At 68.8% G+C, this 21,151-nt stretch carries 20 protein-coding genes and 2 pseudogenes; 16 read left to right on the forward strand and 6 right to left on the reverse strand.

Annotated features, from left to right (window positions below):
- The first annotated feature begins 88 nt into the window (after positions 1–88).
- Positions 89–322, forward strand: a complete 234-nt coding sequence (locus IA22_RS0102645; RefSeq protein WP_015577068.1) for a type II toxin-antitoxin system VapB family antitoxin — start codon at positions 89–91, stop codon at positions 320–322.
- Positions 319–726: a PIN domain nuclease gene (locus IA22_RS0102650; RefSeq protein ID WP_030122620.1), complete on the forward strand. Its 408-nt coding sequence runs from the start codon at positions 319–321 to the stop codon at positions 724–726. The genes IA22_RS0102645 and IA22_RS0102650 overlap by 4 nt, the downstream gene beginning before the upstream one ends.
- Positions 727–1,189: 463 nt before the next feature.
- Here IA22_RS0102650 and IA22_RS0102660 read toward each other — a convergent pair whose 3' ends face one another.
- On the reverse strand, positions 1,190–2,257 hold the full coding sequence (locus tag IA22_RS0102660; RefSeq protein WP_030122622.1) for a TerC family protein: 1,068 nt from the start codon (positions 2,255–2,257) through the stop codon (positions 1,190–1,192).
- A complete protein-coding gene (locus tag IA22_RS33910) occupies positions 2,254–2,811 on the reverse strand; it encodes a hypothetical protein (protein ID WP_051694760.1) in 558 nt (185 codons plus the stop codon). The genes IA22_RS0102660 and IA22_RS33910 overlap by 4 nt, the downstream gene beginning before the upstream one ends.
- Before the next feature lie 146 nt (positions 2,812–2,957).
- Here IA22_RS33910 and IA22_RS0102670 point away from each other — a divergent pair, with 146 nt between their 5' ends.
- The 4 genes from IA22_RS0102670 (at position 2,958) to IA22_RS38180 (ending at position 5,788) form a co-directional block, all read left to right on the forward strand.
- The gene (locus IA22_RS0102670) at positions 2,958–3,302 is read left to right on the forward strand and encodes a helix-turn-helix transcriptional regulator (RefSeq protein ID WP_037659827.1); all 345 of its coding nucleotides are present in this window, start codon (positions 2,958–2,960) and stop codon (positions 3,300–3,302) included.
- Between the two features lie 481 nt (positions 3,303–3,783).
- Complete coding sequence (locus tag IA22_RS0102675) at positions 3,784–4,044, forward strand: hypothetical protein (RefSeq protein WP_051694761.1); 261 nt, start codon at positions 3,784–3,786, stop codon at positions 4,042–4,044.
- Positions 4,045–4,230: 186 nt separating this feature from the next.
- Positions 4,231–5,067 carry a DUF4397 domain-containing protein gene (locus tag IA22_RS0102680; protein ID WP_030122626.1) on the forward strand — a complete coding sequence of 279 codons (837 nt, stop codon included), beginning with the start codon at positions 4,231–4,233 and terminating at the stop codon, positions 5,065–5,067.
- A gap of 298 nt (positions 5,068–5,365) precedes the next feature.
- A complete protein-coding gene (locus tag IA22_RS38180; protein ID WP_386308873.1) occupies positions 5,366–5,788 on the forward strand; it encodes a class F sortase in 423 nt (140 codons plus the stop codon).
- A 169-nt stretch (positions 5,789–5,957) separates the two neighbouring features.
- Here the strand turns inward: IA22_RS38180 and IA22_RS36745 are convergent, their stop codons facing one another.
- Positions 5,958–6,101 carry a hypothetical protein gene (locus IA22_RS36745; protein ID WP_157840918.1) on the reverse strand — a complete coding sequence of 48 codons (144 nt, stop codon included), beginning with the start codon at positions 6,099–6,101 and terminating at the stop codon, positions 5,958–5,960.
- A 643-nt stretch (positions 6,102–6,744) separates the two neighbouring features.
- Here IA22_RS36745 and heR point away from each other — a divergent pair.
- A complete protein-coding gene (heR, locus tag IA22_RS0102695; RefSeq protein WP_234434623.1) occupies positions 6,745–7,527 on the forward strand; it encodes a heliorhodopsin HeR in 783 nt (260 codons plus the stop codon).
- A 215-nt stretch (positions 7,528–7,742) separates the two neighbouring features.
- Here the strand turns inward: heR and IA22_RS34995 are convergent.
- A pseudogene (locus IA22_RS34995) lies at positions 7,743–8,446 on the reverse strand (IS5 family transposase); the annotation flags it as partial.
- Between the two features lie 497 nt (positions 8,447–8,943).
- On the opposite strand from IA22_RS34995, the pseudogene IA22_RS38185 reads away from it, so the two are divergent.
- Together IA22_RS38185 and IA22_RS0102710 are read left to right on the forward strand one after the other, a co-directional pair.
- Positions 8,944–9,147, forward strand: a pseudogene (locus tag IA22_RS38185) (hypothetical protein); the annotation flags it as partial.
- A gap of 1,373 nt (positions 9,148–10,520) precedes the next feature.
- On the forward strand, positions 10,521–10,913 hold the full coding sequence (locus tag IA22_RS0102710) for a DUF6281 family protein (RefSeq protein ID WP_030122630.1): 393 nt from the start codon (positions 10,521–10,523) through the stop codon (positions 10,911–10,913).
- 133 nt (positions 10,914–11,046) lie between these two features.
- On the opposite strand, the gene IA22_RS0102715 is transcribed toward IA22_RS0102710, so the two are convergent.
- Complete coding sequence (locus IA22_RS0102715) at positions 11,047–13,722, reverse strand: S8 family serine peptidase (protein ID WP_014156410.1); 2,676 nt, start codon at positions 13,720–13,722, stop codon at positions 11,047–11,049.
- Positions 13,723–14,277: 555 nt separating this feature from the next.
- Here IA22_RS0102715 and IA22_RS37305 point away from each other — a divergent pair.
- From IA22_RS37305 to IA22_RS37455, 3 genes are all read left to right on the forward strand, one after another.
- Complete coding sequence (locus IA22_RS37305) at positions 14,278–15,396, forward strand: matrixin family metalloprotease (protein ID WP_014156411.1); 1,119 nt, start codon at positions 14,278–14,280, stop codon at positions 15,394–15,396.
- Positions 15,397–16,092: 696 nt separating this feature from the next.
- The gene (locus IA22_RS37030) at positions 16,093–16,407 is read left to right on the forward strand and encodes a hypothetical protein (RefSeq protein ID WP_162471238.1); all 315 of its coding nucleotides are present in this window, start codon (positions 16,093–16,095) and stop codon (positions 16,405–16,407) included.
- Positions 16,408–16,616: 209 nt separating this feature from the next.
- A complete protein-coding gene (locus tag IA22_RS37455; protein ID WP_237524482.1) occupies positions 16,617–16,931 on the forward strand; it encodes a hypothetical protein in 315 nt (104 codons plus the stop codon).
- Positions 16,932–17,011: 80 nt separating this feature from the next.
- Here IA22_RS37455 and IA22_RS0102740 read toward each other — a convergent pair whose 3' ends face one another.
- Positions 17,012–17,950 carry a GlxA family transcriptional regulator gene (locus IA22_RS0102740; RefSeq protein ID WP_015577058.1) on the reverse strand — a complete coding sequence of 313 codons (939 nt, stop codon included), beginning with the start codon at positions 17,948–17,950 and terminating at the stop codon, positions 17,012–17,014.
- Between the two features lie 196 nt (positions 17,951–18,146).
- Between IA22_RS0102740 and IA22_RS0102745 the strand changes: the two genes are divergently transcribed.
- The 4 genes from IA22_RS0102745 to IA22_RS0102760 are packed head-to-tail and all read left to right on the forward strand — an operon-like array spanning position 18,147 to position 20,996.
- Entirely contained in the window at positions 18,147–18,836 is a 690-nt protein-coding gene (locus IA22_RS0102745; RefSeq protein WP_015577057.1) for a DJ-1/PfpI family protein, read from the forward strand.
- Positions 18,837–18,889: 53 nt separating this feature from the next.
- The gene (locus tag IA22_RS0102750; RefSeq protein ID WP_014156415.1) at positions 18,890–19,216 is read left to right on the forward strand and encodes a hypothetical protein; all 327 of its coding nucleotides are present in this window, start codon (positions 18,890–18,892) and stop codon (positions 19,214–19,216) included.
- Complete coding sequence (locus tag IA22_RS0102755; RefSeq protein ID WP_030122631.1) at positions 19,213–19,683, forward strand: membrane protein; 471 nt, start codon at positions 19,213–19,215, stop codon at positions 19,681–19,683. Before IA22_RS0102750 ends, IA22_RS0102755 begins: the two co-directional genes overlap by 4 nt.
- Before the next feature lie 44 nt (positions 19,684–19,727).
- Complete coding sequence (locus IA22_RS0102760) at positions 19,728–20,996, forward strand: MFS transporter (RefSeq protein ID WP_030122632.1); 1,269 nt, start codon at positions 19,728–19,730, stop codon at positions 20,994–20,996.
- Positions 20,997–21,151 lie beyond the last annotated feature (155 nt).

Here is a 21,151-nt window from a genome sequence, read left to right on the forward strand (position 1 = left end):
GTCTCGTGCTCGATGATTTGCCGTCCGTGAATGTTGGTGATGTATCGTGGTTATGTACATCATGGACTCAAGGTGAGGGGCGGCTGTTATGTCTGTGACCCAGGTCGATCTCGATGATGAGGCGCTGGCTGAGGCGATGCGGCTCATGGGTGTCTCGACGAAGAAGGAGACGGTGAACGGGGCCCTACGGGACTATGTGGCGCGCATCAAGCGGCTGGAGGCTGCCGAGAAGCTGGCCGCGAGGGGTGAGCGGGGCGAGTTCGAGGCTGCGGCTGCGGCGCATGCAGCGGCCAAGCAGGCCCGGCGGGCAGCCTTCGAGTGATCACATACCTCCTCGACACGTCCGCCCTCTGGCACCTCTTCCGTACGCCGGGGGCACTGCGTCCCTGGGAGGGGCACATCGCTGCCGGTGTGTTCCATATCTGCGAGCCCACGAGGGCGGAGTTCCTCTTCTCGGCCACAAGCCCGGCTGATCGGGACGAGTTGGCCGAGGAGCTGGATGACCTCTGTCATCTCGCCCCGGTTCCCAAGAGTGCGTGGCGCTGGGTCGACACCGCGCAGTACAAGCTCACCCAGCGGGGGCAGCATCGTGCCGCCGGAGCCATCGACCTCCTGGTGTGTGCGACGGCGGTCCATCACGGTCACACGGTGCTGCACGTGGACAACGACTTCGCCACGGTGGGGGCGGTCCTGAAGGAAGTGCAGCAACGAGACGTACGCACCTGAACCTCCATCGAGTTCGAACAACGCTCGATCAACTCAGTTAGCCACCTTGCCCGGTGACGGTGACGAGTTCACTGACCGTGCGGGTGGTGAACTTGAGGTCATCTCCAAGGTCGTACAGCTGGGGTCGCCTTCGTCGGGCGCTGCGGAGAGCGCATGAGAACGGTCGGTCGGGTGCCCTGAATGAAGGCGCCGGTTGCCGGGGCGCGTCTACGACGAACTGCCGGAAGTGGTAGTTGACGTCGTGGTGATCTATCGGGGCGGCCATGATCGCGGCGTCGCCGGGCCGCACGGGCAGGTCGACGCCGTACACCTCCTGCATGTCGGCTGGGAACCGGCGGCTGGGGCGGGGTCGAGGAACCAGCGGTTGTTGTGCCCGTCGGAACCTCGCGCGGCACGCCGGTCATCTGCAGTGCGATCGAGGAGCCGGGGGCGGGGTGGCCCACTGGGGCGCCTGGGGGCGTTGTCATGGCGAGTCTTTTCCGTGCGGGCTGCGGTCGGCATGAGGCTGGTGGTGTGTGAGGTCGTCGTCGGCGGGAGGCTCGTGGGCTCCGCTGGTGCTGCCTGTGTCAGTCCCGACCGGCTGTTCCCACCTGTCGGCGGGCTGGTTCCGGGTGGCGATCAGGGACCAGGCGATGGAGACGGTGATCGTGAGGGCGATGACGCCGAGGGTGAGGGGGATGGGGAGCTTGCCGACGGGGGTCTCGGAGAGGATGAGTTTGACGCCGGCGAAGGCGAGGAGGACTGCGAGGCCGTAGTGGAGGTAGGCGAAGCGGCGCAGGAGTCCGGCGAGGCAGAAGTACAGGCTGCGCAGGCCTAGGACGGCGAAGGCGTTGGCGGTCCACACCAGGAATGTGTTGGTGGTGATCGCGAGGACGGCGGCGACGGAGTCGATTGCGAAGATCAGGTCGGTGGCCTCGACGGCGACCAGGACCACGAACAGCAGCGTCGCGATGCGCTTGCCGTTGCGACGGATGAAGAAGCTGTCGCCGTGGTACTTCGGGTCGGTGGGGATGAGCTTCTTGACCAGGCGGACGACGGGGTTGCGGTCGGGGTGGACCTCCTCGTCCTTGGAGACGGCCATCTTCCAGCCCGTCCAGATCAGGAACGCGCCGAACAGGTAGGCGGTCCAGAAGAACACCTGGAGCAGTTCAGCGCCGACGAAGATGAACACCAGCCGGGCGGCCAGGGCGCCCAGCACGCCCCAGAACAGGACCTTGTGCTGGTAGGCGTCGGGGACGGCGAAGAAGGAGAAGACCAGCGCGAAGACGAAGACGTTGTCGATCGACAGGGCCTTTTCGATCAGGTAGCCGGCGTAGTAGGTGGAGGACACCTCCCCGCCCTGCCATGCCAGTAGGATCAGGCCGAAGCCGAGGCCGACGGCGATCCAGATGCTGCTCCAGATCGCGGCCTCGCGGAAGCCGATGACGTGGTTGTCGCGGTGGGCTATCAGGTCGACGGCGAGCATCACGCAGATGCCGAGCGTGACGGCGGCCCACACCCACAGCGGGACCGGGAATGCCAGGTCGTTCATCGCGGAACGTTTCCTTCCCAGGGGCCGGACGGCACGTCGCCGGCGGGCGCCGAGGGCGACTGCAGGGGCCCCCAGGCGGCGGGGGCGACCGCGTGGACGAACGGGCCACCGCGCAGCGCCGCAGCCTCGATCAGGGCGTGTGCGTCCAGCCCGTGCGGGCCGCGGCGGGCTGTCACCACATCCGGAGCCCGGTGACGGGTGGCCAGCGCCAGCAGCTCCTTCGCCGCCGCCAGCCGCGAGGCCCGCCCGGCAGGCAGGTGGAACGCCTCGGGGATGTAGCCCGTGGCGCTCGGGCCGATCTTGGGCATGACGCGGGCCAGGACCGCCCGTAGCGGCGCGGAGAAGGGGTCATCACCCTGCCGGTGGATGCCCGGGGGCATCACGGCGATCAGCAGTACCGGAACGCGGCGGGCCAGCGCAATCCGTGCGGCTGCCTCGGCTACCGCCAGATCGTCGATGCGGTCGGTCAGTACGGCCGCCGCCGGTTGGACCAGTCCGGCTCGTGCGAGCCGGGGGGTGCGGTCCCGGCGGGGGCGGGAGAGCAGTGGGGTCATGGCGCTGCCTTCCTACATGCGGACGAATCCCCTCAAGCGTTACCCCGCCACCGGACATGCGTCAATAGTTACGCGAAATGATTTTCGCTAATAAAGTTTCGCGTGAGGGGTCGGATATGCGAAGCAGGTTTCGTATGATGGAGTGCATGAGTAGCCCACAGTCACCCGGCGGCCAATGGACGTTCCTCACCAACCACGCGCGGGTGTTGCTCAGCATCGCCCGCGACCCGGAAGTGCGGTTGCGCGACGTCGCCACCGGAATCGGCATCACCGAACGGGCGGTGCAGATCATTGTCGCCGACCTGGAAGCCTCCGGCTACCTGACCCGGATCCGGGTCGGCCGCCGTAACCGCTACACCATCGACCCGACTGTCGCGCTGCGTCATCCTTCGGAGTCCGGCCACCCCGTCGGCGACCTCCTCGGCGCCTTTCTCCACCGCGAGGACACACCCGCCTCCGAGTCGGCCGGGCCATCGGCAGCACACGCCTGAAGCGGCGGTCGGGTGGGCCGACCTTCAGGCACGTGCCCCTCGGCTGCGGGAGCGGGCGCGCCGCGGTGGATTTCCGTGCCCGGTGACAGCCGTCGCGGACCGCCAGGTGGTGATCATCCGCGTCCCGGTGGTCGGCCAACTCGTTTGGATAGGGGTTGACTTCGTCACTCGAGAGCGGTATCCCGCATCCGTCTGGCCGCTCGCGGGCGGTCACCCTTCGCGGCGCCGATCGCGCCTTGCGCTGTTCCTACGAGTGCTGCTTGGAACTCGGCGCATCCCTCTCCCGCAGAAGCGCGCTTCGCCTGCTGTGCACCACCGGCGTCGCCGGAACCTGCTTGCGGAGCGAAGTGGCGGGAGTGTGATGGGTGTGGTGCGCTTGCCTGGTGGGTTCCCACGCCGATGCGCCCCAAAAGAGGCTTGCGGCTGAGGATTCCGGTACCCGCACCCCTTGTCTGCCGTCCTATACGCGAGGAGCGCGCGCATGCTTGTCAAAAGGCTGCACGACATCGGAATGACCAGCGAACACGCTTACACCGCCGGCTTCGCCTCGATCGCTCTGTCGGTCGCGTCCTGGGTGGTGTCGGTGAAGGCGGAGTCCCGTGGGGTCGAGCGGGCTGACCGGTGGGGCATCTTCGTCGGGGAGTGGGCCCCGACCTTCTTCGCCTTGGGGCTGGCCCTGGCCAACCACGAGCGCGACGAGATCTTCACCCCCACGAAGGTCGGCGAAGACACAAGCGTCTGACCCTGTCGGGCTTCTGCACGTGCCCGGCATGCCGGCCCACAAGGCGTGGGGCCACCGAGCATGAGGACCCGGCGCGGCCGGACCGCGGCTTCTCGAAGCCAACACCACAGATCCCGCCAGGCGCGGTATCCGAGATCTACCGATAGGGCCTGCAGCGTGCAGCTCTGTGCGTGAATGGAGCGCAAAATGAGCAAATCCCGTACGAGCGTCATGATCGCCGCCTGTCTCGGAGCCGGGGCTCTGAGCCTTGGTTCTGCCGTTCCTGCCGGCGCGGCACAGGCCGAAGACACGGCGACGGTCTCCGTCTTTCACGCAGTTCCCGGTCTGACGGTAGACGTCTACGCGAACGGCGACGAACTCCTGCCGGACTTCAAGCCCGGCACTCTCACCGACCCTCAAGAGCTGTCGGCGGGCTCCTACGACCTGAAGGTCTTCAAGGCCGGTGCCGACCCCAAGACGGCAGAGCCCGCGATCCAGAAGACGGTCGAGGTACCCGCCGGAGCCAATGCCACGGTCGTGGCCCATCTTTCGGCCGACGGGAAGCCTCAGCTCAACGCCTTCGTCAACGACACCTCCGCTGTCGCAGCGGGTAAGTCGCGCCTGACGGTCCGGCACGTTGCCGCCGCTCCGGCCGTGGACGTCCGCGCCAACGGCACGGCGGTGTTCAAGGGACTGGAGAACCCGAAGGAGGACACCGCCGAGGTCGACGCAGGCACAGTCTCCGCCGACGTGGTCCTCGCCGGGACCGACACCGTCGCCATCGGCCCCGCTGATCTGAACCTCAAGGAAGGCACGAACAACGTCGTCTATGCCTGGGGCAGCGCCGACGAGAAGAACCTGGCCCTGAAGGTCCAGACGGTCAGTGGCATGCACTCGCCGCCCGATGGAGTCGACGCCGGCGGAAACGGTGCGATGGCCTCGGGTAACTCTTCCAACGCGTGGATGGCCTGGGCAGCGGGCGCAGGGGTGCTTACCCTGGCCGGGGCACTCTCCATAAGGTCCCGGGCACGGCGGGATGCCTGAGCGCCCACAACAGCGTGCGAAGTGGCGCACGGGAGTGGCAGGATCGGCCTGGTCTGCCGTCGCCGTCGGCTCGGCCGCGACAGCAGTCACCGCGTTGCTCCTGTTCCCCTCCGGCGATCCGGGACCGCCGGCCGGTTTTGGGCAAGTGCCCGAAACCGGCCGCGGTACGGGGACAGTTGCGACCCTTTCTGCCCGGGCGGCAACGCCGCCCGGGCAGAAGCCCGTTCCCTCCACAGGAGCCACCCACCGGAACAGCACCACCAAGGCCCAAGGCGCCCTACCGGTTCGCGTCGTCATCTTGAGAGCTGGCCTGTCCGCCCCCGTCGTTCCTGTCGGAGTGCGGGACGATGGCGGGGCCGAGGTGCCAGCCGACCCCGCCCAGGCGGGCTGGTACCGCTTCGGGCCGGCGCCGGGCGACGCTCACGGCTCGGCCGTCCTTGTCGGACACGTCGACTCACACACAGGAGAACTCGGCGAGCTCGCAGCACTCTATGACGTGCGCGCTGGCGACCGCGTCGATGTCCAGCGAGGAGACGGCACAACCCTCACGTATGAGATCGTCGCCCGACGTATCGTCAAGAAGGACCGGATGCCTGCCGATACCTTCCGGCGTGAGGGCGAACCCGTCCTCACCCTCATCACCTGCGCGCCCCCGTACGACGCCGACCGAGGCGGCTATCAGAGCAACCTCATCGTGACAGCCGTCCGCTCAGCGTCCTGAGCGGCTTCTGTCTCGCGCCCGCCCAGGGCCGTATAGCAAGACCCCTTGGCCCCCGAGGAATCGCTGGACTCCCGACATCACAAACCACCTCCGCTCGCCGACCGAGGGCAGCGGATCCACAACTCCCACCACTCGGCACAGGGTGCGAGGGCTCCGGGCAGGCTGACCGTCACTTCACCCGGTGCAGCGTCAGCATCCGGCTCGCGTACGCCCCTGGCGGGAGCGCCGCCGGCGGCCCGTACGTGGCCAGTGCGGCGCCACTGCGTTCGGTCCCGGCCACCAGCACCCGGCTGTCGTCGTCGATGCCGTACACCGCCTCCGGATCGAGGCCGCCTAGGCCGTTTCGGTTGTATCACTGCTGCTGGCCGAGGTTGTCGTTGATGATGTCTGTGTGACACACCGCATCAGCGCTCTGATTTCGGCCTTCGGCGTCCTTGCCGGCACGATGCTGCTGATTCTTGCCGTTCGTGAGTACCGCTCCGGGGCATCGGCCCTCTGGATAGGGGCTGGAGTTGTGATCTTCCTCAGCGCTTCGTGCACGCTCGTGCGGGACGTACGTCGGCTCCGTGCTGGGCCGGCCGCATGACGAACAGTGCCGTTCCGACCAGCCCCGCCGGTCGTTGTTCGTGTGTGCCGTTGGCTGACGCGCAGTGGGCGCGAATCGAGCCGTTACGGCAACTGGCGAGGCGTCTGCAACCGGCTGCGGATGTGGGCCATCGACGGCATCAGCCGTGATCACTCCCGTGCCGTTGCGCAACCGCAACCCGCAGCCACACCGTCCCGGGCGAGATCTCGGTGGGGAAGGGTCCACGGGCCGTCCCGGAGACCAGCGGGGCGACTTTACGGGCGCCACTCGGGCGACTTTCCGGCGGGGCGGTGGCGTGCATGCCGTGATTCCCGGCCGGACGGGTACGACCATGCTGACGTACCGCGGCGCCGGCCACTGGGGAGGAACTGTGAAGCGAGAGGACGGCACATCGGTGGCCACAGGTGTCACCGCCGAGCGCCTCGCAGGGCTCCGCAGGTGGAACCTGGGGCTCACGCTGCTGCACCTGCTCCAAGCCACGGCCATCGTCCTGCTCGCCGGAAGCTTCTCGATCACCGTCACCTCCTCCTCCGTTCCCGGGCCACCGGGGACGGCAGCGCCCGCCCCGGAAGCATTGTTCGACGTGCCGATCGGCTGGGCCGTCGCCTCCTTCCTCACCCTCGCGGCAGTGGACCACCTGCTGACGGCGACGGTGTACCGCGGCATCTACGAACGCGACCTCAGACGTGGCATCAACCGTTTCCGGTGGCTGGAGTACGCGCTGAGCGCGACCCTGATGGTGCTCCTCATCGGCTTCTACTCGGGCATTACCAGCATCAATGCCGTCATCGCCGTCGTCGGCGCCAACGTCGGCATGATTCTCTTCGGCTGGCTCGAGGAGGTGATGAACCCGCCGGGGCGGGCGAGGACCAGGATGCTGCCGTTCTGGTTCGGGGCGCTGGTCGGCGTCACGCCGTGGGTCTCGATCGCGTACAACATCGTCGTGGCCGAGGCCGTCCCCGGCTTCGTGTACGGAATCGTTCTCGTCCAGGCCGTCCTCTTCTTCAGCTTCGGTCTCAACCAGTGGCTCCAGTACCGCGGAGTCGGCCGGTGGTCCGTCTACGCATACGGTGAAAAGGCCTACCTGGTCCTCAGCCTCGTGGCGAAGTCACTCCTGGCGTGGCAGATCTTCACCGGCTCGCTGACTGACTGATCCTCTTTCAACCTGCGCTCGGACGGTGCAGCTGACGCATCGGCAGGCTGTGCGCCTGGGAGCCGAGTCAACAAGTCAGGGGTCGGATCACCACCTGACCCGGCGCAATGCCCTCCCTCCCGTGAGCGGCAGCTCTGTGCAAGGTGGATGCGCGGGAACGGGGGCACCGACGGAACTCTGTGACCACGACCGATCTCTAGGCCGTTTCGTTTGGATTACCGCCGAGACCAGAGGAAGATGCCCGCGATGTGGAGTCCGGCCAGGTAGATGGCCGCGGTCTTCTCGTAGCGGGTGGCGATGCCTCGCCACTGTTTCAAGCGGTTGATGCAGCGTTCGACGGTATTGCGCTGCTTGTATGCTCGCGGTCGAAGGCGGGTGGTCTGCCGCCCCGGCTGCCCCGCCGCAGCCGGTGGCCGCGCTGATCGGCCGGGACGGGGATCACCGCCCGGATACCACGCTTGCGCAGGTGCTCGCGAATCGCGCGGGAGGAGTACGCCTTATCGGCCAGGACCACGTCCGGCCTGGTGCGTGGCCGTCCTCGCCGACGAGGAACGCGAAGGCGGGCCATGACGTGAGCGAAGGCGGGTGCGTCACCGGCGGTGAGCACGAAGGCCAGTGGCCGGCATTGGGCATCGGAGGCCAGGTGGATCTTTGTGCTCAGTCCGCCGCGGGACCGGCCGATGGTGTGGTCTGGGGGTTCGCCTGTTGGAGCCCCCTTTTTTTTGCGGGCCCCGGCCGCGTGCTGGTGTGCGCGCACCACGGTGGAGTCCACCGAGACAGCCCAGTTGAGGTCGTCATCGGCGTCGGCCTTCGCGACCAGCGCGGTGAACACCCGCTCCCAGGTGCCGTCGATGGCCCACATCCGCAGCCGGGTGTAGACGCCTCGCCAGTTGCCGTATTCCTCCGGCAGATGAACCCACTCGTGCCGCTAGTGCCGCGTCAGGCAACGTTCGCCCTGTTGTGGTGTGACGCGTCGCCCAGATATCTGGCCGGGTGGCATGGGGCGGGCCACCTGCGGCGTGCAGCGATACAAGTACAGGCCCGCGCACTTGCCTGTTATGGCTTCTTCGATTTCTAGCGACAGCACTTGTCGACGGGTTCCGACAGAAGTTGGGGAACAGCCTGGCTGGCTTGTTGACGAGAAGGGATGGCACAGCCGGTTGTTGCGCCCTACGCAACTATTCGCTTTGACTGGACGGGGGCGTCCGTAGGGTGCGTCCATGGCAGATGAGAGTGAGCGGGCAGTTCAGGCGGCTATCGAGGCGGAGCTGCGGCTCCTCGATCCCGCCGTGCGCGCCACGCCAGCCTTGGTGTTGCAGCTTCTTGACCCCGACTTCACCGAAATCGGAGCGTCCGGCAGGCGCTGGGACACAACGTCGATTCTCACCGTGACGACTCCCGGTTCAGTGTCCCGCGGGTCCGGTCACAGGCGGTGGGGGCAACCCGACGCAGCTGGTCACAACCACGACCGAGTACGACTGGTGGGGCAACACGGCCAAGACCATCGAGTCCGCCAACGGCGACACCCGTACCACCACGACTACCCCCGATGCGGCAGGCCGCCCTGCCGGAGTCGCGATCACCGGCGGTTCCGGGGCAGCTGTTCCTCAGGTCACCACGAGGGCGGCGAACTGCTGCGCGTCGTGGAGCTCCTCGTCTCCGCGGAAGCCGACGTTCTCGAAATCGAGAACCTGACCAGGCCATCTCATTATCGCCGCTCCCTGCCTTCGGCTCTGGCTTTGCTCGTTCTCCTCCCCGGTGACCTATCCGTGTCCGCGCGGCGCGATCCACGCGATCCGGGTGCATTCCTCTTGGGACGTCATCGAGCTATCGCACTCGCCCGATTCGGCAACGCGCAGTGGCTGGTTGTGATCGTCGAAACCTCGCACCGGGGCAGTCTGCAGTTCCCGGAGGTCCTGGACTAGCGGGTGTTTAGGTTGTGTAGATGAGGTCATGCCTGAGCCAGGTTTCGATCACCGTGGTGAACGGGCGCGGGTCACGTCGTAGCCAGCATCCGAGGTGACCGGTACCCAGACGCTTTCCATCACGGAATGTAGCCATGAGTGGTGGGCGGCGATCAGGCGTGAGCTGTGAAGCTCACCGCAGCGCGGAGGTGGTTGATGGTACTGACAGGCGAAGTTCTGCCTGTGCTCCTCGGGAGCAGTGCTTGCGCGAGACGTAGAAGAAGCGGTGTGGCGAACGCCTAACCGATCCCCATCCGAGCGGGATCGAGGCGGATGCAGCCGGATGTAAACGGGCTGCTTTGTCCATTATTTCGGCATCGTCACAGGTGAGAGGCGTCACGCTTATGGGTTCGAGTCCCACCCGCCCCACCCAGCGTCCCCAGGCAGAATCGTTCTGACCTGGGGCGACGTGTTTTCAGGGCGCCTTTCGCGTGTGGCGTTCGCCTCATGGCGGTGGGGCGGGTGGGACACCGTTGCCTGTGGACGGTCCGCGTGACGTCCCTGGTCGGCCGAGGGCGTACTTCCCTGACGCGGAGTCTCGCGTCCGTTCCGGTCACGATGTCCGGGTCGGCTACTGTGCGACGGCGGTTACACCATCACCGTCGACCGCAACGCGTGGGACGCCCCGGTCGCGATCATCGGCTGATGGGAACGCGCGGCCGCTGACAGGCGGCAAAGTGCGGGGCCGGGCGGCGTGGTGCCGGCTTCCACGCGGTAGCGGTGGCGGACCTGGCCGTATGTGACGCGCGGGTCGTGGTGCGTTCGTAAGGTCCGTAGGTCTTTGTCAGCGGTGAGACCAAGCGCACCTCTTGGGGAGCAGCACCGCCCCCGGCCCCCGGCCGCGGTGTCACACCCCGGTCCGAGAACGGCGCGCGGCAGGGGAACCCGATCCGAGGTGCCGACGTCGAAGGGTGGAACACGAGAGCCTCACCACGGTCGCGGTCTCATCTCCGTGCCGAGCGATGGCGAGGTCACTCGGGGAAGAGGAGGTACGCCTCCTCTCCGCTGCATCTACCGAGGGGGACACACATGAGCTGGACCAGGCGATCCGCCGGCTTGCTGGCGGCGGCGGCCATGGTGACGTCAGTAGCGGCGTGCACGGCCGACAGCGGTGGCGGTGGGGGTGCGGCCTCCTGTGTCGCTCGGTACACCTACCAGGAGGTCACGTACCAGGATGTGGGCGACGTGGAGTTCACACCCGGCAAGAAGCTCGGGGTCGCCACCGAACCACCGTGCGAGGACACCGGTGGTGCCGGGAGCGATGAGCCGGCCGGGCTGACGGGGACGGCCTACGAAGTGGACGGCATCTCTCCCAAGGTCGCCATCGCCGTCGGGGACACGCCGGAGACAGCCAAGTTCTTCGCCGTCTCCTCCGGCGCGGAGCTCCCACCCGAGGTGCGGAAGCTGATCGACGGCTCCTGATCCCGCGCGCGGGGTTTCGGTGCGGCTCCGCGCTCGACGCCGCACCGGGCCACCGTGGTGGCACAGAGGTGCCCCGCTCCCTGACCAGCGGAGCGGGGCACCTGTCCGTGGGTCGGACCCCTCGGGCGAGGGCTCAGCCGAGCGCCGCGACCTCGGTGGCCGTCAGGGTGCGCGGGAAGACGTGCACGTCGGCGACGTTTCCGGGGAAGGCGTCGTACGGGGCCGTGGACGAGGCGGAGTTGACGCAGCCGCCGACCGTCAGGGGCAGGCTGGAGTCGTACTGGGGGGTCATGTTGCGGGTGGAGTCCTGGAGCACGCCGTTCTGATAGACGCTCATCAGGCCGCTGGTGGCGTCTCCGCTCACCGGGGCCTTGTACGTCGCGACGATGTGCGCCCAGGTTCCGACCGGGCCGGAGTTGGCGTCACCCTCGACGCTCACCCAGTCGGTGTCGGTCTCGTTGGTGGTCGTGGTCTGGAACATCCAGCCCTTGTTGGTGGGGTCGTAGCCGATGTAGAAGGCCTGGTGCTGGGTGGTGCCCTGGCAGATGGCGGTGGCCGCCACAGCCGAATTGATCTTGACCCAGGCCGAGACGGTGTAGTCGCCGAGGGTGTTGACGGCGGCCTGCTTGCTCTTCAGCATTCCGGTGCTGCCGTTGAAGGAGGCCGAGCCGGTGAGGGCGGTGCCGGTGGGCTTGTCGGTGCTCCAGCTCGCGCCGCCGGAGAGGGTGAACGGGTTGAGGCCGGCGGTGTCGGTACCGGCGCCGTTCAGCTTCCACTCGTCCTCGGGCATGCCGGCCGTCCACCCGGTGGGCACGGTGGCGCTGGCCTTGCCGGCCTGGGCGGCGTCCATCGCGTACGGGTAGACGCGGACGTCGGCGACCTTGCCGGGGAAGGCCTTGTACGGCGTGGTCGCGGTGGCCGAGTTGACGCAACCGCCGACGGTCAGGGGCAGGTCGGCGTCGTACTGCGGGGTGAGGTTGGTGGCCCTGCCCTGGTAGCTGCCGTTCTGGTAGAGCGTCATCCGACCGGTGCCGGAGACGCCGCTGACCGGGGCCTTGTAGGTGGCGACCAGGTGCGCCCAGGTGCCCACCGGGCCGGTGCCGGTGCCGCCCTCGGCGGTCACCCAGTCGTTGTCGGCGTCGTTGGTGGTCGTGGTCTGGAACATCCAGCCCTTGTTCGTGGGGTCGTAGCCGAGGTAGAACGCCTGGTACTTGCTGGTGCCCTGGCAGACGGCGGTGGCCTCCACCGCTGAATTGATCTTGACCCAGGCCGAGACCGTGTAGTCCTGGGTGGTCTTGACCGCGCTCGTCCTGCCCTTCAGGAACGCGGTGCTGCCGTTGAAGGAGGCCGCTCCTGAGAGGCTGTAGGGCGCGTCGGCGGCCGCGAAGACGGGCCCGCCGACCGAGGTCAACGGGTTGGTGCCGGCCGTGTCGGTGCCGTTGGCCGCGAGCTTCCACGCGTTCTCACCTGCGGGCGTCCCGGGCTGGGCCGACAGGGCCGCCGCGTCGAGCTGTATGCGTGGAGTGGTGGTGCCCGCGTAGGTGACGGGCTTGCCGGTGCTCTTCAGGAGCGCCTCCAGCTCGGCCACCGTCCTGGTGGGGAAGGTCTGGTGGAGCACCGCGAACGCGCCGGCCACGTGAGGGGCGGCCATGGAGGTGCCGCTCAGGTTCTCCCAGCCGTTGTCGCGGACGGAGGAGACGATGTCGCTGCCGGGAGCGAAGACGTCCACCAGCGGGCCGCGGTTGCTGAAGTAGGAGATCTCGTCCTGCTTGGTGGTGCTGCCCACCGCGATCGCCGACGAGACACAGGCGGGGGCGGTGACGCCCGTGGCGGAGCCGCCGTTACCGGCCGAGACGACCGTGGCGACGCCGGCGGCGTAGAGCGCGTCGATGGCCGGCTTGCGGATGTCGGTCGGGCACGCGGCCGTGTACAGGCTGCTTCCCCCGAGGCTCATGTTGGCCGCCACCACCGGCATCCCGGACTGCTTCATGTCCAGGACCATCTCCAGGGCGGAGAGCTGGGCGCTGGGGAAGCTCAGCACGCAGGGCGCCGCATCGAGACCGCAGTAGGCCTCCGAGTCGATCCGGCTGAACACCTGGAGGGCGAAGATGCTCGCACCGGGAGCGACACCGGCCGCCGGGGCGTCGGTGACGTTCTGTCCGTTGCCGGCCGCGATACCGGCGACGTGGGTGCCGTGATCGCAGTCGAGTGCGGCGCAGGGGCCGGCCTCCGAGTCGGCCGAGCCGGTGCCTTCCTGTTGGTCGGTTCCGTCGGGGCACAGGCTCGTGGCGCCGTAGCCGGCGTCGACGGGGGAGAAGCAGGCCTCGGAGGTCACCCGGCCCCTGAGGAAGGGGTGGTGGGTGGCGACGCCGGTGTCCAGGACGGCCACCACGCTGCCCGCGCCGGTCAGGCCGGCGGCCCGGGTCTTGTCACCGCCGATGAGGGGAACGCTCTCGACCAGCGTCGCGCGCTCCGGCCGGTCCTCGGCGACGCTCACCACACCCGGCTGGGCGGCCAACCGGTCCAGGTCCGCCTCGTCGACCCGCATGGTGACCACCGGCAGCGTGCGCAGTCGGTGCACCACTTCGCCGGCCTGGGCCGCCTCCGGAAGATCGGCCCTGGTCCGGGTGGTGACGTTCACCCTCACCTGGTGACCGTCGGCGACCCGCTCGCGCAGCGCTTTGTCCACCTTCGCGGTCGGCGACGGGGCCGGGCCGCCGGAGTCCGACGGCCCGGCATGAGCCGGTGCCATGCCGATCGCCACGACCGTCACGGCCATGACCATCGTGGACCATATGGTTCTTCTCATCTCGCTCCATCTACGGCGCGGCCCCTCAGGGGCCGCGGGAAAACACAGCAATGGCGAAATCCCCGCCACGCAGGACACGGGTGGCGGAGGCGCACGCGTCGCGGCATCGGGACGCGTGCGGGCAGGAGAGCCGTAGAGGTGTGCGGACGGTACGGAACACAGGGCCGCGTAAGAAGTCCGTCCACCCTCCCCCAAGGCTTGGATCTTCACCGGACGCACACAGAGGAAAGCAGCCTTGAGTGCACGCCGTCAATGAATTAATTCTGTGAGTTCGAATATCCGGAAATCGCCGCCCACTCCGCCCACTTCGCTCTATTCGTGCGACTCTGCGGCTGGCGTGTTCCGTACGGTTCGAAAACGGTTGAAACCTCCTGCTACCGGGTTCAAGCAGGGGTGACTGGTTCCGTTTTGCCGGATCTTTGCATTCCGCTCTTCGTGGAAGTTGGCCGAAATGTGGTCGGCCTGAAATCCAGTACCGAAAATGTTCGCCCGGCCGCTAACTTCTCCGTGAATCCGAATGGATCTTCACGCAATACGGACAACTGGGGGTAGAGAGTGGCTAGGAATAACTGGAGACTCGCGGTCAGGGGAATTGCGGCATTCGCTCTGGCGGCTTCCGTCCCGTTCGTCGGCGGCGGAGCGTACGCCGACGGGGGAGGTCTGGACGGACCGCAGGTCTGTCCGCCCGCCACCGGGGATCTGACCGTCAGCACGCTGCCGGCGGGCACGTCGGTGATCAGCTGTCCCGTGGTCGGCCGTGTGGTCACCTTCGGCGGTACCGGGGTGACGGTGCCGGAACCCAACACCGCCGTGGGCGTCGACACGTTGACCACCGACGGCGAGTCGATGGGCTTCAGCCTGGAGGTGTCGGCCGACGGCGTCGTCTCCTACAACCTGAGTGACTCGAGTCCGGACGCCCCCACCGGTGGCATCGACGCCGCCGACAGCCTCGGGAACCCCAGCACGACCACGGACGACGTGACCGACGAGCCGGAGAGCGTCGACCCGGACGCGCTCGACTCCTCCTCCGGGGTGGAGCCCGAGATCCCGGACCTGGACTCCACCAGCGCCACGGGCGCCTGCAGTGACGGCGCCTACTCCACGAACGACCTCAAGGAGTACGGCACCTACAACTGGTACATCGGCGACGGAGGCATGCCGGGCGGCCTCTCCCGCAGCAGCGCCCAGGCCGCCTTCGCCGACGCCATCAACAACATCACCGGCAGCTACAACAACTGCGGCTACGGTGACTCGGTCTCCGCGAGCTCGCACTACTCGGGCACCACCACCTACGAGGCCGACATCAACAGCAGTTCCTCGTGCACTGCTCGGGACGGGAAGAGCACCTGGGACGCCGGCAACCTCAAGAGCGGTGTCGTCGCCACCACCTGCTGGTGGTCCTGGCCCACCCCGGGAGTAAAGAACGACCTTCGTGAAGCAGATGTCCGGTTCAACACCACCGACTACGACTTCACGAACTCGCCGACCAGCAGCTGCTCCAACCTGTACGACATCCGCTCCGTGGGCACGCACGAGGCCGGGCACGTCTTCGGGATGGGCCACGTCTCCTCGGCGCACTCGAACCTCACGATGACCACCAACTCCATCCGCTGCTCGACGATAGCGAGGACGCTGGGCAAGGGAGACGTGCTCGGTCTCCGCAGCATCTACTGAGCAGGACACGCCGGTCGAGGAGGGCGAACGTCCCCTCCGGGATGAGGAAGCCGGTCGACGGCGCCTGAATCCGCGACTCCTCGCACAGGGCCTCCTGGCAGGCCGGGACCACCGTCCCGGCCGACTGCCGCCAGGAGGCCCTGCCTTCGTCCGCGTGCGTGCCCGGCCATCAGGTCATTCGGCGGGCAGCCTGTCAGTCGGTAGCCGGAGGCGACGGAGCGGCCTTCTCGCGTTCGGCGCCGGAGACTGACGGGAAGCGGACGTTCCGGGAATGATCGGCGCGAGTTCTGCCGCGTTGGTAGCGCACGACCAGAGTGAAAAGCGCGCCCGGGACGACAAGGGCAGCAGCCCATAAGGCTATTCCCGTGCCACCGCCGCCCATGGCGATGAGCCGGATTATCCACGCACTCAGGGCGATCAGCGTCGCTGCGATTCCCCAGAGAACACCTCTGACGAAAAACCGGGCCGCCCCGACCGTGAAACGGACACATGTCGAACGGTCCGGCACCATGAGTCCGCCCACCCCCGTGAAAAGATACGTCTCGAAGGCTCGAAGGTACGGGCCCACTCTCCCCGCAGGAGACCGGAGTGAAGTGACGTCGGTCACTTCGGATGCCCCGTCCGGTGGGTGCCGGGCGCCCGGACCCGCCGGTCCCGGCGCCCGGCCCGTGCGTGGCTGCCTGGGAGGAGGCGGCCGTGCCGTCCTACTGCGCCGCGTCCGCCGGTGCGGTCGGGGCGACCCCGTCGGCGACCGGGGTTCCGGACCGGAGGACCGCACCGGGGCAGGCGAAGAAGTCCCCGACGGCCTCCCCGCCACGAGGCAGGAGTGCGGAGGGCGCCCGCTTCATGTCGGTCGTTCCCGTCCACGGGGATCCGCACTCGGCCGTTCCCGCACTCGTGCAGGTCGGAATGACCGCGTACGGGCCTCAGGGAGACATCGTGGAGACACCGCTCGTGCACCGCGATCAACTCCCCGACCGGCAGAGGTTCGACGTGCTAGGAGGGGAATAGTGGTGGCAGTGCTTTCAGAGGTCCGGGCCCTGTTGGGTGAACCCCGGTTCAACTGGTCGGATCCCGCGCCGTGGATCGGTCTGGAGAGGGAACTCGGAATTGCATTCCCCTCGGATTTCCGTGAGATCGTCGACGCCTACGGATCCATTTCGGTCAATGGGCAGCTTTATCTGAAGCATCCCGCCGGTCATCTTCTGCACAGTCTGGGTGTGATGGTCAGAAGGGATCTCGAACTCTGGCGCGAGGAGGACATGGCGGAATTCCTGCCCGCTCCGGTGGGAAGCGGCCCCGGCGAACTGATGCCGGTGGCGACGGCCACGACGGGGGAGGCCGTCTTCCTCCGCGTTCCCGACGACGCCTCGTCCCCCTGGCGGGTCGTGGTCCAGGAGTTCGACAGCCCGGCGTGGACCCTCTACGAGATGACGTTCGGTGAGTGGCTGCTGGACTATCTCAGGGGCCGGGACGTGACGTTGTGTTCCCGCAACCTCGCCCCCGACGGTCCGTCCTGGGAGTTCCTTCCCTAGGAACGCGCCTGGTGGTCCCTCCTGCCCTCGGGGCGGGAGGGACCACCGCGTGAAGGACGTGCGCCGTCGCGCGAGCGGTGTCAGCCGAACGCGCGGCGGTAGCGGTGCGGGCTGACGCCCGTCGTCTTCTTGAAGCGGTCGCGGAAGGCCGTCGGCGAACCGAAGCCGACCTGGGAACCGATGCGTTCCACCGTGTGCTGGGTGGCCTCCAGGAGGTGCTGGGCCTGCCGGATCCGGGCGCGGTGCAGCCACTGCAGGGGGGTCGTGCCGGTCTGTTCGCGGAAGCGGCGGATCAGGGTCCTCGTGCTGATGCCGGCGTGGGCCGCGATGTCGCTGAGGGTGAGGTCGGTGGCCAGGTTGTCCTGGAGCCAGGCGAGCAGCGGTTCGAGCGTGCTGCCCTGAGGGGTGGGAGCGTTGTCGTGGAGGATGAACTGCGCCTGTCCGCCCTCCCGTTCCAGGGGCATGACGGACAGCCGGGCCGCGTCGGCGGCGACGGCCGAGCCGTAGTCCGAGCGGATCATGTGCAGGCACAGGTCCAGTCCGGCCGCCGCACCGGCCGAGGTGAGGATCCGGCCGTTGTCGACGTACAGGACGCCGGGGTCGACCTCGACGTCCGGATAGGTGGCGGCCAGGAGGTCGGCCGCGATCCAGTGGGTGGTGGCCCGCAGCCCGTCCAGAAGGCCCGTGGCGGCCAGCGGGAACGTGCCCGAGCAGATCGAGGCGATGCGTGTGCCGTCCCGGGCGGCCGCCCGCAGCGCGTCACGTACGGCGGGGGCGAGCGGTGCCGCCGGGTCGGCCGTGCCGGGCACGATGATCGTGTCCGCGCCCGTGAGCCCTTCCAGGCCCCAGGGTGCGCGCAGCGCGAAGGCGCCCGCGTCCGTCTCCTCCTCCTCGGCGCAGACGCGGATCTGGTAGCCGGGACGGCCGTCCGGCAGCCGGGTGCGGGTGAAGACCTCGATCGGGGTGGACAGGTCGAACGGGATCACCTTGTCCAGCGCGAGAACGGCGACGGTGTGCATGGCGCAAAGCTACCCCTGCACCGGATTACAGCCAGGACTCCTGTCTGCGGCTCAGCCCGGACGGACTGCCCACATCCCCTGGCACTATCCCGTTGACACATGGCGATCCTGCCTCTGGGAGGCGGCGGAATCCCTGATTAGCGTCGGTGACGACCCCGGCGAGGACCGGGCCGCCCGACGCTGAGGACCCTTCTCGATGCACGCCCAGATCGTCCTTTTCGATGGTTTCGACCCCCTCGACGTCATCGCACCGTACGAAGTGCTCCACGCGGGAGGCGCCGCCTCCGGCGGACTGGTCACCGTGGAACTCGCGTCCGCGGAGGGACCGCGTGAGGTGGCCGGCGGCACCGGGGGCCTGGCGCTCCGTGCCACGGCCGCCCTGGACCCCGCACGGGCGGACCTGGTCCTCGTGCCCGGAGCCTCGGGCCGCGTCGCCGCGCCGGACGAGGCCGACGGGCCCGCGCCGGACGCCGGCGACCGGCAGCAGGACGCGTCCGTCCCGGTCCTGCTGGGCCGCACGCTCACCACCGGTCTTCCCGCCCTGCTGAGGACCGCCGTGGCCGACCCCGAGGTGATCGTCGGCGCGGTGTGCGGAGGCACCCTCGTCCTGGCCATGGCCGGCCTCCTGGAAGGCCGCCACGCCACCACCCACCACCTCGGCCTGGACATGCTCGACGCCACCGGGGTCCACGCGGTACGGGCACGTGTCGTCGACGACGGCGACCTCGTCACCGGTGCCGGTGTCACCTCCGGTCTCGACCTCGCCCTCCACCTCCTGGAGCGCGAGGTGGGCCCGCGGATCGCCCACGCCGTCGAGGAACTGTTCGCGTACGAACGGCGCGGCGTCGTCTGGCGTGACCGGGGGCCTGTCCCGACCGCCGCCTGACCGAGGTCCGGCCCCCACCCTCGTCCACCCTGACCCGAAGGAACACCGCGCACATGCCCGTAGAAGGCGTCTGGGACCTGTCCGTGTCCACACCCATCGGCCTCGTCGAGGCCGTCGTCGAACTGCGCCGGGAGGACGGCCTCCTGCGCGGGGCCGCCCACGGCGCGGGGGAGGAGGTACCGCTGGGCGACGTCCGCCTGGAGGGCGACCGCCTCACCTGGAAGCAGGCCGTCACCACGCCCTTGCGCCTGAACCTGGCCTTCGACGTGACGGTCACCGGCGACACCCTGACCGGCACCTCCAGGGCCGGACGGCTGCCCGCCTCGAAGGTCACCGGCCGCCGCCGCGCCCTCCCCCCGGCCGGGGAGCCCCGCCGATGACGAAGTTCTTCCTCTCCCTGCACGTCCTTGCCGCGGTCCTGGCCATCGGCCCGGTCACCGTCGCCGCGAGCATGTTCCCCAAGGCCCTGCGCACGGCACACGGCAGCCCCGGCGACGGCGACGCGCGGTCGAACCTGCGGCTGCTGCACCGCGTCTGCCGCGTCTACGGCGCCGTCGGCATCGCGGTACCCGTGTTCGGGTTCGCCACAGCCGGCAGCCTCGGCGTACTCGGCAGCGCATGGCTGATCACGTCGATCCTGCTGACCGCCGCCGCCGCGGGCCTGCTGGTCCTGCGGATCCTGCCCGGCCAGGACAGCGCCCTCACCGCCCTGCGGGCCGACGACACCACCGCCGCGGTTCCTGCGGCGGCCGCCCGCCTGGCCATGCTGACCGGTGTGTTCAACCTGCTGTGGGCCACGGTCACCGTACTGATGATCGTCCGCCCCGGCTCCACCACGGGAGCGTGACCCTGTCGCGTGCCTCCTCACGGGCGGGCTGGCTACCATCCCGTGTGACCGAAACAGCCAAACAAGGTGTACCCCGCACACGCATACTCGCCGACCTGACACCCCTGCGCTCCTCGCCCGACTACCGGCGGCTCTGGTTCGGGAACACGGTTTCCTGGATCGGCCAGGGCATGACCGCCCTGGCCGTCTCCCTCCAGGTCTACGACATCACCGGGTCCGCCTTCTCCGTCGGGCTGATCGGTCTCTGCTCGTTCGTCCCGCTGGTCCTCCTCGGGCTGTACAGCGGGGCGGTCGCCGACACCGTCGACCGGCGCAAGCTGGGGCTCCTCAGCGCCACCGGCTCGTTCCTGCTCTCCGTGGTGCTCGCCGTGGTGACCTTCGCGGGGGTCGAACACGTGGGGCTGCTCTACGCGGTCGTCGCCCTCCAGGCGGTCTGCTTCGCCCTCAACTCCCCGGCCCGCAGCTCGATGATCGCCCGGCTGCTCCCCGCCGAACAACTGCCGGCCGCCAACGCGCTCAACGCCATGACGTCGACCGCGGGCGGTCTGGCGGGGCCGATGGCCGGCGGCCTCATCGTCGGCTGGTGGGGCTACCGCGCGGCGTACACCGTCGACGCCGTCACCTTCACCGCCTCGCTGTACGCGATGTGGCGGCTGCCCTCGATGCTGCCCGGCCGGAAGGACGGGGAGAACAGCACCGGTCGGGCGTCCGTGATGGACGGTCTGCGCTTCCTCGGTACCCGGCCCAACCTGCGGATGACCTTCTTCAGCGACCTGAGCGCCATGGTGCTGGCCCACCCGCGCGCGCTCTTCCCCGTGGTCGCCGTGGTGTGGTTCGGCGGCGACGCGAAGACCACCGGACTGCTCGTCGCCGCCCCCGCGCTGGGAGCCCTGCTCGGCAGCGTGTTCTCGGGCTGGCTGAGCCGCATCCGGCGCCACGGGCTCGCCGTCCTGATCGCCGTCTGCGGCTGGGGCGGCGCCATCGCCGTGTTCGGGCTCACCCGGCAGCTCTGGCTCGGACTGATCCTGCTGGCGCTCGCCGGGTGCGCGGACTCCATCTCGATGGTCTTCCGCAACACCATGCTCCAGGCGGCGGTCCCGGACGACATGCGGGGCCGGCTGCAGGGCGTGTTCATCGTCGTCGTCGCCGGAGGCCCCCGGCTCGGCGACCTCGTGGCCGGCTCCGTCGCCGACCTGACGTCACCGGCCGTGGCGGTCACCGGCGGCGGCGTCGCGTGCGTGCTGGTGGTGTGCCTGCTCGGGCTGCGCCGGCCCGGCTTCGCCCGCTACGACGCCCGCGATCCGCAGCCCTGAGCCTCCGGCACGGCTGGGGGGACCTCACGGGAGCCGCCCCCGCGGACACCACGCCCGCCCGGCCCGCCGGCCCGAACCGTCCGGCATACGGGCGGCACTTGTCGCCGTCCCCGCCCCACCACCAGGATGCCCGTATGGCCACAGCTCTCGTGTCG

It is taken from the genome of Kitasatospora papulosa (assembly GCF_000717245.1).
In the GTDB taxonomy this organism is placed as follows: domain Bacteria; phylum Actinomycetota; class Actinomycetes; order Streptomycetales; family Streptomycetaceae; genus Streptomyces; species Streptomyces papulosus.

Bases quoted from the DNA above. Each gene is read 5' to 3' on its own strand.
- IA22_RS0102745 (WP_015577057.1), top strand. From the start codon at position 18,147: ATGCACGCCCAGATCGTCCTTTTCGATGGTTTCGACCCCCTCGACGTC.
- IA22_RS0102740 (WP_015577058.1), bottom strand. From the start codon at position 17,950: ATGCACACCGTCGCCGTTCTCGCGCTGGACAAGGTGATCCCGTTCGAC.
- IA22_RS0102755 (WP_030122631.1), top strand. From the start codon at position 19,213: ATGACGAAGTTCTTCCTCTCCCTGCACGTCCTTGCCGCGGTCCTGGCC.
- IA22_RS0102670 (WP_037659827.1), top strand. From the start codon at position 2,958: ATGAGTAGCCCACAGTCACCCGGCGGCCAATGGACGTTCCTCACCAAC.
- IA22_RS0102680 (WP_030122626.1), top strand. From the start codon at position 4,231: ATGAGCAAATCCCGTACGAGCGTCATGATCGCCGCCTGTCTCGGAGCC.
- IA22_RS0102675 (WP_051694761.1), top strand. From the start codon at position 3,784: ATGCTTGTCAAAAGGCTGCACGACATCGGAATGACCAGCGAACACGCT.
- IA22_RS0102660 (WP_030122622.1), bottom strand. From the start codon at position 2,257: ATGAACGACCTGGCATTCCCGGTCCCGCTGTGGGTGTGGGCCGCCGTC.
- IA22_RS0102645 (WP_015577068.1), top strand. From the start codon at position 89: ATGTCTGTGACCCAGGTCGATCTCGATGATGAGGCGCTGGCTGAGGCG.
- IA22_RS0102750 (WP_014156415.1), top strand. From the start codon at position 18,890: ATGCCCGTAGAAGGCGTCTGGGACCTGTCCGTGTCCACACCCATCGGC.
- IA22_RS0102710 (WP_030122630.1), top strand. From the start codon at position 10,521: ATGAGCTGGACCAGGCGATCCGCCGGCTTGCTGGCGGCGGCGGCCATG.
- IA22_RS0102715 (WP_014156410.1), bottom strand. From the start codon at position 13,722: ATGAGAAGAACCATATGGTCCACGATGGTCATGGCCGTGACGGTCGTG.
- IA22_RS33910 (WP_051694760.1), bottom strand. From the start codon at position 2,811: ATGACCCCACTGCTCTCCCGCCCCCGCCGGGACCGCACCCCCCGGCTC.